This is a genomic window from Thiolapillus sp. (assembly GCF_048562965.1).
Taxonomy (GTDB): domain Bacteria; phylum Pseudomonadota; class Gammaproteobacteria; order Chromatiales; family Chromatiaceae; genus Thiolapillus; species Thiolapillus brandeum_A.
The window spans coordinates 1-7,587 of record NZ_JBHNMF010000134.1 but is presented as its reverse complement, the minus strand read 5'-3'; the positions used below and the strand labels follow the sequence as shown (position 1 = coordinate 7,587).

Genomic DNA, 7,587 nt, shown 5'->3' with positions numbered 1-7,587 from the left:
GCAGGATGCAGCAATCAGCGTATAGAACAAGCTCTAACGGGCAGTATGAACAAAATAGCAACTTTATTTCACCCGAAAATATACGGTGGAACAATGTTGCTTACTCTAAACTCTAGTTATAATCTACAAAGCTCTTTAATCCTTTATAGGGATTTAGATTCCTGAAGTGCCCGCTTCCAGTCAAGTGCTGAAATTTGTCAGAGTAATAAAAAATACAATGGGATGACGAAATTCCAAATACTTTCTCAGTAACATAAGAGAATTTTGGAAAAGAAGATATTTGCCTCTTCCCACTTTTTTCTTTTATTTCGCCTTTATCGCTATACCACAGTTTATTCGCATACTTCCAGCTATACAGAGGGTGTTCTTTTACAATTCTACTCTCTGTGCACAACTGAACCATATAGGACTCAATGACTGGGCATGTCTGCAACAGCAAAAGAGATAGCTCAGGCGAATAAAGATTTTCTGTTTTCCCGGTAAATTGGAGATGCTTCATGTAGGAAGCCAACGCTTCTTCAATGCCAAGAAAATATTCAAAATATCGATAATATTCCATCAGATCAATTTCCACTGAGTCGCAAACACCGTAGGTCGCCCTGGGAATCGAAAATCATCAAACCAAGTACAAATGCAAAGATTTGTTCTATAATCAACTTTCCAAACATTTCTACTATCATGTATTCCGTAGTTCACTTATTACCCCCCATATTCACGAAACGGTATTTCTGCAACCGGCTATTCGGCTTGTCAGGGATAGTCATTTCAATCATTCCTGCTTGCAACGCAGGTTGCAAATAGCGTTCACGAAACGATTTACGGTCAGATAGCCCCAGAGCCGTCATCAATTCACTGCGGCTCATTTCACCTTGCAATACGCCCAGCAAGGCCTCGACTTGGGGGGTGAGTTGAGGGTTGTCTTAGGGGGTAGTATCCAGCGTCGCCTTGATGGTTCGCAGCATAAAACTGAGAAAAGGCGCCGAATCACCCGCCTGGGTGCTCTGATTGAGGGCGTCATAGTAGTCCTGCTGATGCGCGAAAATCATGCTCTCGATGGGCAGATGCTCGAACACCGGGCTCCATTGGTATAGCAACAAGGATTGCCAGAAACGCCCCATTCGGCCATTACCATCCTCAAAAGGGTGGATGAACTCGAACTCGTAATGGAAAATAGAGCTGGCAACCAGGGGATGAAAATCGGTTTGTTGCAACCACTGGAACAAATTGGCCATCAACTCGGGCACGCGGTTTGCCGGTGGCGCCATGTGTACAACTTCGTTTTTCCCAATTACACCAACACCCCGCTGGCGGTAGGATCCAGCTGACTCCAGCAAGCCTTTCATCAGAAGGGCATGCGCTGCCAGCAGATCCCTTTCCCGCAATGGATTCCATTCTGGTAACTTGTCATACACCGCCAGGGCATTTTGCACTTCCCGAATCTCACGCGGCGGGGCAGCTACCCGTTTTCCTTCGAGTATGGCGGTAATCTGCTGTTCATCCAGAGTATTGCCCTCGATAGCCAGGGAGCCTTGAATGGTACGAACGCGATTGACCCTACGTAACCGCAAAGCCATGCCCGTAGCCTGCATTCGCCCGACGGCCTCGGCAATAGAAGCCACCAGCGAGAGCATTTCGGGGGTGATACTGCATGGAGGAATGTAATGCTTCACAGAAAATGCCCCTGCTGATGTACTGCCATCCCTTTCATTTGGCGCTCAACCCCACCACCTTCTTCAACGCCTTGCCAAATTTCTTGTAGTTCACCTTCACGCCATCATCAAGGTCAATCTCCACTTGCTGGGTGGCCAGTGGGTAGAGCACATCCCTTTCGTAGTCCTCTAGCTCGAGAATGATTTTTTTCAGTTTTTCGATCTCTTTCAGTGCCCGGGTCTTTTCGCCCTTGCTGGCGCTGGCGCTGATGCTGACAGCTTCCAGGTGGTTCTTGCGGGAGGCGAGTTTGGCGCGAAACTCGCGCAAGTAATCATTGAGCACCACGCTGACGGTATCTGGACGGTAGCGGTGCATGTAGATCAAGGCATTGAAGCTGCCTTTGGGGCTGGAAAACAGCCAGTAGATGGGGCGTTTTTTGTAGCGTTTTACATGGTCGTTGTAAAAATCCTTGAGGAAGTATTTGCGGATGTTCTTGCCAATGGCCTGCTCGATAAATTCAAGGTTTTCCTCGTAATGCTCTTCACCGAATGTCACGCGCAGGAACTTGTAGAAACGCTCCGTGATGTCATCGGTGAACCAGTTGCCGTCTAGCATCGGAATCACGTTATCATCATCCGCTGGGAAGGATGGTTCGGGTATTTGTTTCAGGTAGTCATCAATGGTCTCGCCCTGGTTGGCCAGGATCAGCCCCGGCTTGTCCAGCGCGTAGCGGCCAAACATGCAACCCACGGCATAGGAGATAAACTCCTTCATGGTGTCAGCCAGCAACAGCGCCTCCAGTTCTTCCTCACTCTTGTCGCCGTTGTAGCGGTAGTGCGGGTTGCAGGTTAGCGTGATTTCACTGAGTGGCACCTCGGGCGTAAGCTCATCTTGAAGGCCATAGGCATCGATAAAGATGCGGTTGTTTTCCTCCTCTAGCCGCTGCATTTCCAGAGTCATTTCTTGCCAGTGGGCGCGGAGATTCCTGTAGGTTGCCTCTAGAGTTGGCTGGCGTGTGTCAGGGTTGAGCAGCGGCGGGCTGGTGAAGTCCCAAGATGTTTCGGAAGAATCCCAATCCAACTTAGATTGCTCTAAACAGGTCTTGGCAATAGTAATTGGTTGACTGTCAGGAATCTCAACTACTGGAATGCGACTCATTGGGCCTTCGTGATAATCCAGAGTCGGCGACATTATTAACAATAGGGCGTTTACAACTTTAGTATTCGTTAACGCCAGAAGAAACAATCTCTTTTTTTCACTATCGCAGAAACAAACAGATCCTTTACTTTCAAAAATCATGCCTTCTGGAAGGTATCGCATTGAGAGTGTGCTTGAGATTGTCGACCATGTGATTCCAGGCTGAAAAATTCGATTTAGGTTGAAATTGGTCGCACGTATACGCCCAGTCTCATGTTTGGTCGTCCTCATTACTTCGCCGTCATTTTCCCAATCAATGACATGCTCTAGATTCCCATGCCATCTCCGGAATGATCCACCCTTACTTACTGGAAACCACTTGGCACCAGAGGCAAGAGCCTCATCGCGGTTGCCCGCGTTAAAGCAGCTTCGGTTAGGTGAAACTTCATGCCAGAGCTTCAAGAATCGGTCATTATCTCCTGTGACAACACCATGAGTGGGTGAACCAATAGTTCCAAGCGAGTTGGACTTTGCGAAAATAGTCCGTACACGACTGCTAATCCAATATGCGATAGGCTCCCCAGGTATCTTCATGAAATCATCACTAGACGCTTTAAAGCGCCATCCACACTTTGGATCGCGTATTGCCTCAATAGCAGCGTGGGATTTTTCCGTCTCCGATGACCAATCAATTAGGCGTATATAGTCGCCTTTGCGGTTCAGATGCATGGTAGTAGAGAGGACAAAAGCTGTTGTTGATACAACTTCCCCACCGATTGAATCGAAAGCACGTTCACCAAGGTGTGCGGTGCACAAGATTGTATTTTCCCTAAGAATCCTTATACGCAGACTCTCAAGCCTTGAAAGAAACATCCAACTTTGCATCGTGATCATTGCAATCATGCCGTGTTCACGACCTAAATCTAGATTCCTGTCGATGAACATTGCGTATAAATCGAACTTACTATCTTTGTAGTTCTGGTCAGCCCATGCCTTAAGTCTATTATTCATCCCCTTACTGCCCATATACGGCGGATTGGCAATCACCACATGGTATTTTGGGCTAAGGTAATCGGCCTGCAGCAATGCTTGCAGTACCTTGTCATGCGTTGCTTTAAGGAACAGTTGTCCGGAAACATCCTTGGTCTCCAGCACCCGAACCATCCCTTCAACATCGGTGAGATCCGGGCGGATCAGTGAACCAAAATTGTTGGCTTCCTCAAACTGGCGCAGGGTTGTTTGCAATGGTGCAGTAAAAAGGTCGCGCCCGACAAAGTCCATATACTCCTTCAGCTCATCCTCACCGAACTTGATATTCTCCAGAACACAAATATTGGGCTGCACCTGCTTACGGAAAAACCGACGCTGTTTCGCGCGGGCCTTCATGGTCAGGGCAAAGGCAGCAAGTTCCCCGGCGCGTTCGTCGATCTCCATACCGAATAGGTTATTCGTGAGGATCTTTTCGGGAATCTCGGCAGGTTCGTAGCCTTCCTCTTCGTAGATGGCGTAGAGCAGATCAAAGGCATAGGTCAGCATGTGGCCGGAGCCGCAGGCCGGGTCGCAAATTTTTATTTCTTCCGGACTGCTGATGCGCAGGAAGTCGGACTCTGGCTGTTCGGGCTTGATGTAGTAGTCCATCTTCTCAACCAGACATGAATCAGGGCGGTTGAGCATCCATAGACGACCAAGGGAGTTTTCCACCAGGTAACGCACGATCCAGTGCGGGGTAAACAGCTGGGTAGCGGCGGGGATGTTTTCCGGCGTGATCTTCTTGTTCTTTTTTAGCCCCTCGAAGACTTCATCCTTCTTCTCGGAGATGTAGAACTGGTAGAGCCAGCCGATCATCTCTACGCCGCCTGCGGCGGCTAAGCTATCAGCCTTCAGCCCACAGCCATCAGTAAGTTCGTTGGTTTGCCTTTTCTGATTACTGATTACTGACAGCTGATTACTTCCTGCTCCACAAGTCTCCGGCGTCATCGCTTCGCGTGTAAGGCTAAGGATGGAGTTGCCCGAGAGCAGGTCGTCGGGCATCAGCAATTCGGTGAAATCGGCAATGCGCTCAAACATGAACGGCATCGAACCATGCCAGTAATTACAGATCGCCACGACCAGCAGCCGGTACGCCTCGGCTTGTGGATCCTGGCTGGGGGTTTTGCCGTCAATCAGGGCGAAGATCCGTTGCCTGGCCGACTCGTCCACCATGCCTTCATCAATATGCCCCATCTTGGCCTCAGCCAGAATCTCCGGCTGGAACTGCCCCTCGGCTGGCGAAACTACACCGATGCGGGTATAGCGGTTAACATCCATGAAACGCAGGGCGCAAAAGCGGTTGAACCAGATATAGGCCACGCGCTCAACAAGCTGCGCTTGCCGACGCGAGTCATCAGTGGTCAGTGTACAGTTGTCAGTATATTGGCCAGATACACCAAAAATCCGTTTTTCGATTTCTGCTACCGCTTTAGGATTTTCACGCCGGGCCGCGCTGTCCTCCGCAAGTACTAGCTTGAGCTTGTTAGACACCTGCTCGATCAGGTTGCGGCGGGCGTGTTGGGCGAATTTTTTGAGTTTTGAGGTTTCCATTTAAACGCCTTTTGAATCACAGATGGACACGGATAAACACGGATTATTTTTGGGCGCCGGGCGTAAAAAATCACGCTTATATTCATGCGGCGTGTACATTTTTCTATATAACTCAAAAGGATGCATGCATGCATAGCGTATTTTATGCTCAACGAGCATAAATACGAGCATATCGACTCAAACCCGCTCATAAACTGCCCCCTTATGCTCACCGATTTGCTTGATTTGGCCAGCCTTTTTCATTCTGGCGAGCAAGCGGTAAGCCTGATTTCGATCAAGACGGCAAAGATCCATGACTTCCGCTCGTTTTATACTTCCATGCTTGTCGATGTAGTTAAGAACCATCTGCTCTTGCTGGATAGGCGCAAACCCGGCCTGGCGGATATATTCCGATTTCTTCCCGACTTTTCGGTACAGGGCGGCACTGAGGGTGTAGGATCGGCCCCTGCCGGTGCCGTGGGGTTCCAGAAAGCCGCTTTCCACCAGTTTTTCCAGCGTTGCACGGACATTGGTCTCCGGTTTCTGGACGGATGGGGCAAGATCGGCGGTGGTCAGGCGACGCTCTTCGCGCAGGCGGGACAGGATGATCAGTGAATCAATGGGCATGTTGCCCAACTTGTCTTCCTGCTCGACAACCATCTTGAGGAAATCAAGATCGGCAGCCGCGTTGACCAACTGCACGGTCACCGTGAATTCGTTGGACATGGAATAATCAGGCGGGGGACGACCATAGCGCAGCATCCCTTCATAGATGCGGTCTATACCACGCCCGGTGCGCTCGGCCAGGCCGATGCGCTTGATCACGTCTGCAAGCAAAGGGTTACGGGAACGGGGGTCGGCAACGAGCAGGTTGTCCAGGTTGACGCCTTCCACGAACCCACCAGGATTGCTGATAGAGAGACCGTTTTCCGTGAGCTTGACATGTACCGCGCCCAGACGGCTGAAATCCCGATGCACCAGCGCATTGACGAAGGCTTCGCGGAAGGCGCGGCGATCATAATTGGGAACCGGCACCCTGAAGAGGCCCACCTGAATCTCTTCTTCTTCGACCCGGGCCTTGAAAAGAAGCTCTACTTCCTCGAAGGTTTCCAGCAAAGGCTTGCGAAAGAACTCGTTCACCCTGACATCCGTACCTTGCAGCACCTGAAACGCAACCTCGTAGGATGGCAGATTTGCACGCAACAGTTCTTCTGTTCCCAAGAGCAGCAAACCGGCAAGGGTTGCCCGTCTGACACCATTCGTCTCGCGACAAAGCCCCAGGGCGCCATCCAGTTCGTCATCTGCCAGCGCCAACAGGGATTGATCGCCACCGTATTTTTTAATGGCGTTGCGAATGCGCTGCCGTTGTAGTGGATCCAACCGTCTGACGTCTATGTCTTCAAGCAACATGGCCGATGGATCGACGAGCCCCATGGACGACTGGCGTTGTATGAACTCGTGCGGGTAGAACGGTACCGCTTCAGGTTTGCCATCAAGCTTGATCCGCCTTCGAAGCAGAGTGCCATCGGAAATCGATACCAGTTGCCGTGATTTGGGGACTGTGATCCGGGCTATCGATTTTCCCTGCAGGTCATATCGCTCTACTCTGACAGATAGAGCCGGGTTGGTCTTATTGGCGATCAATGACGGCAGGCCGGCAGTATTGAGATGATTCGGATGCAGGCCAGTTACCGTTCCATCATCTTCGACGCCCAGCAACAAGTCTCCACCTTCGGTATTGGCCAATGAGACCACTGCGGCAAGCAGTTCGCGATCAGGCAGGCACTTGCTGTCACTCTTGAATTCAACCGTCAGCGATTCCCCCTGTGAAATGAGTTCTTCAATCTCTTGACGGCTCATATCTGTATCCGCTTGCCTGCTTTGATCTCGCGCAACAAAGCTTCGCGCAGTTGTTGCAGATATTCATCGACATCGGCCTCTTCGGCCAGCCAAGCCTTGTCAAATGATACCCTGATTTTTCGCGTTGAAATGTATTCGACCTTTGGCTCTGCTACCTGGGATTTTGGCTTTCCCTCATCTGCCTCAACAGGTTCCGGTTTCGGGGCAGCCATTTCGACCATTTTCGCCAGCAGCTTTTGATAACCCTGCTCTTCAAAGTAACGCAGGGAGTCGTTGATGACTGCAATCAGCTTTTGTAGATTGATGTGGTCGATCAGTGCCTTGTATGGCAAGTCCAGCTCTGCTGCCCGTACTTCGGGGAGTTTTTTATACTCATCCATG

At 50.3% G+C, this 7,587-nt stretch carries 5 protein-coding genes and 1 pseudogene; all 6 read right to left on the bottom strand.

Translation table 11 applies throughout. The features are described from left to right. Window positions 1-112: 112 nt before the first annotated feature. Window positions 113-574 carry a hypothetical protein gene (locus ACOCD2_RS08920; protein WP_419625688.1) on the bottom strand — a complete coding sequence of 154 codons (462 nt, stop codon included), beginning with the start codon at window positions 572-574 and terminating at the stop codon, window positions 113-115. 118 nt (window positions 575-692) lie between these two features. Continuing rightward, window positions 693-890 (bottom strand): annotated as a pseudogene (locus ACOCD2_RS08915) (Fic family protein); the annotation flags it as partial. Between the two features lie 30 nt (window positions 891-920). Continuing rightward, a complete protein-coding gene (locus ACOCD2_RS08910) occupies window positions 921-1,670 on the bottom strand; it encodes a Fic family protein (protein ID WP_419625687.1) in 750 nt (249 codons plus the stop codon). Between the two features lie 34 nt (window positions 1,671-1,704). Then, complete coding sequence (gene pglX, locus ACOCD2_RS08905) at window positions 1,705-5,367, bottom strand: BREX-1 system adenine-specific DNA-methyltransferase PglX (RefSeq protein ID WP_419625686.1); 3,663 nt, start codon at window positions 5,365-5,367, stop codon at window positions 1,705-1,707. 177 nt (window positions 5,368-5,544) lie between these two features. Further along, window positions 5,545-7,206: an ATP-binding protein gene (locus ACOCD2_RS08900; protein WP_419625684.1), complete on the bottom strand. Its 1,662-nt coding sequence runs from the start codon at window positions 7,204-7,206 to the stop codon at window positions 5,545-5,547. Next, window positions 7,203-7,587, bottom strand: a 385-nt coding sequence (locus tag ACOCD2_RS08895; protein WP_419625682.1) for a hypothetical protein, incomplete at its 5' end; no start/stop codon positions are given. The genes ACOCD2_RS08895 and ACOCD2_RS08900, both read right to left, overlap by 4 nt.

What these genes read in the sequence shown, in the direction of transcription:
- pglX (WP_419625686.1), bottom strand. Translation starts at nt 5,367, where the DNA reads ATGGAAACCTCAAAACTCAAAAAATTCGCCCAACACGCCCGCCGCAAC.
- ACOCD2_RS08900 (WP_419625684.1), bottom strand. Translation starts at nt 7,206, where the DNA reads ATGAGCCGTCAAGAGATTGAAGAACTCATTTCACAGGGGGAATCGCTG.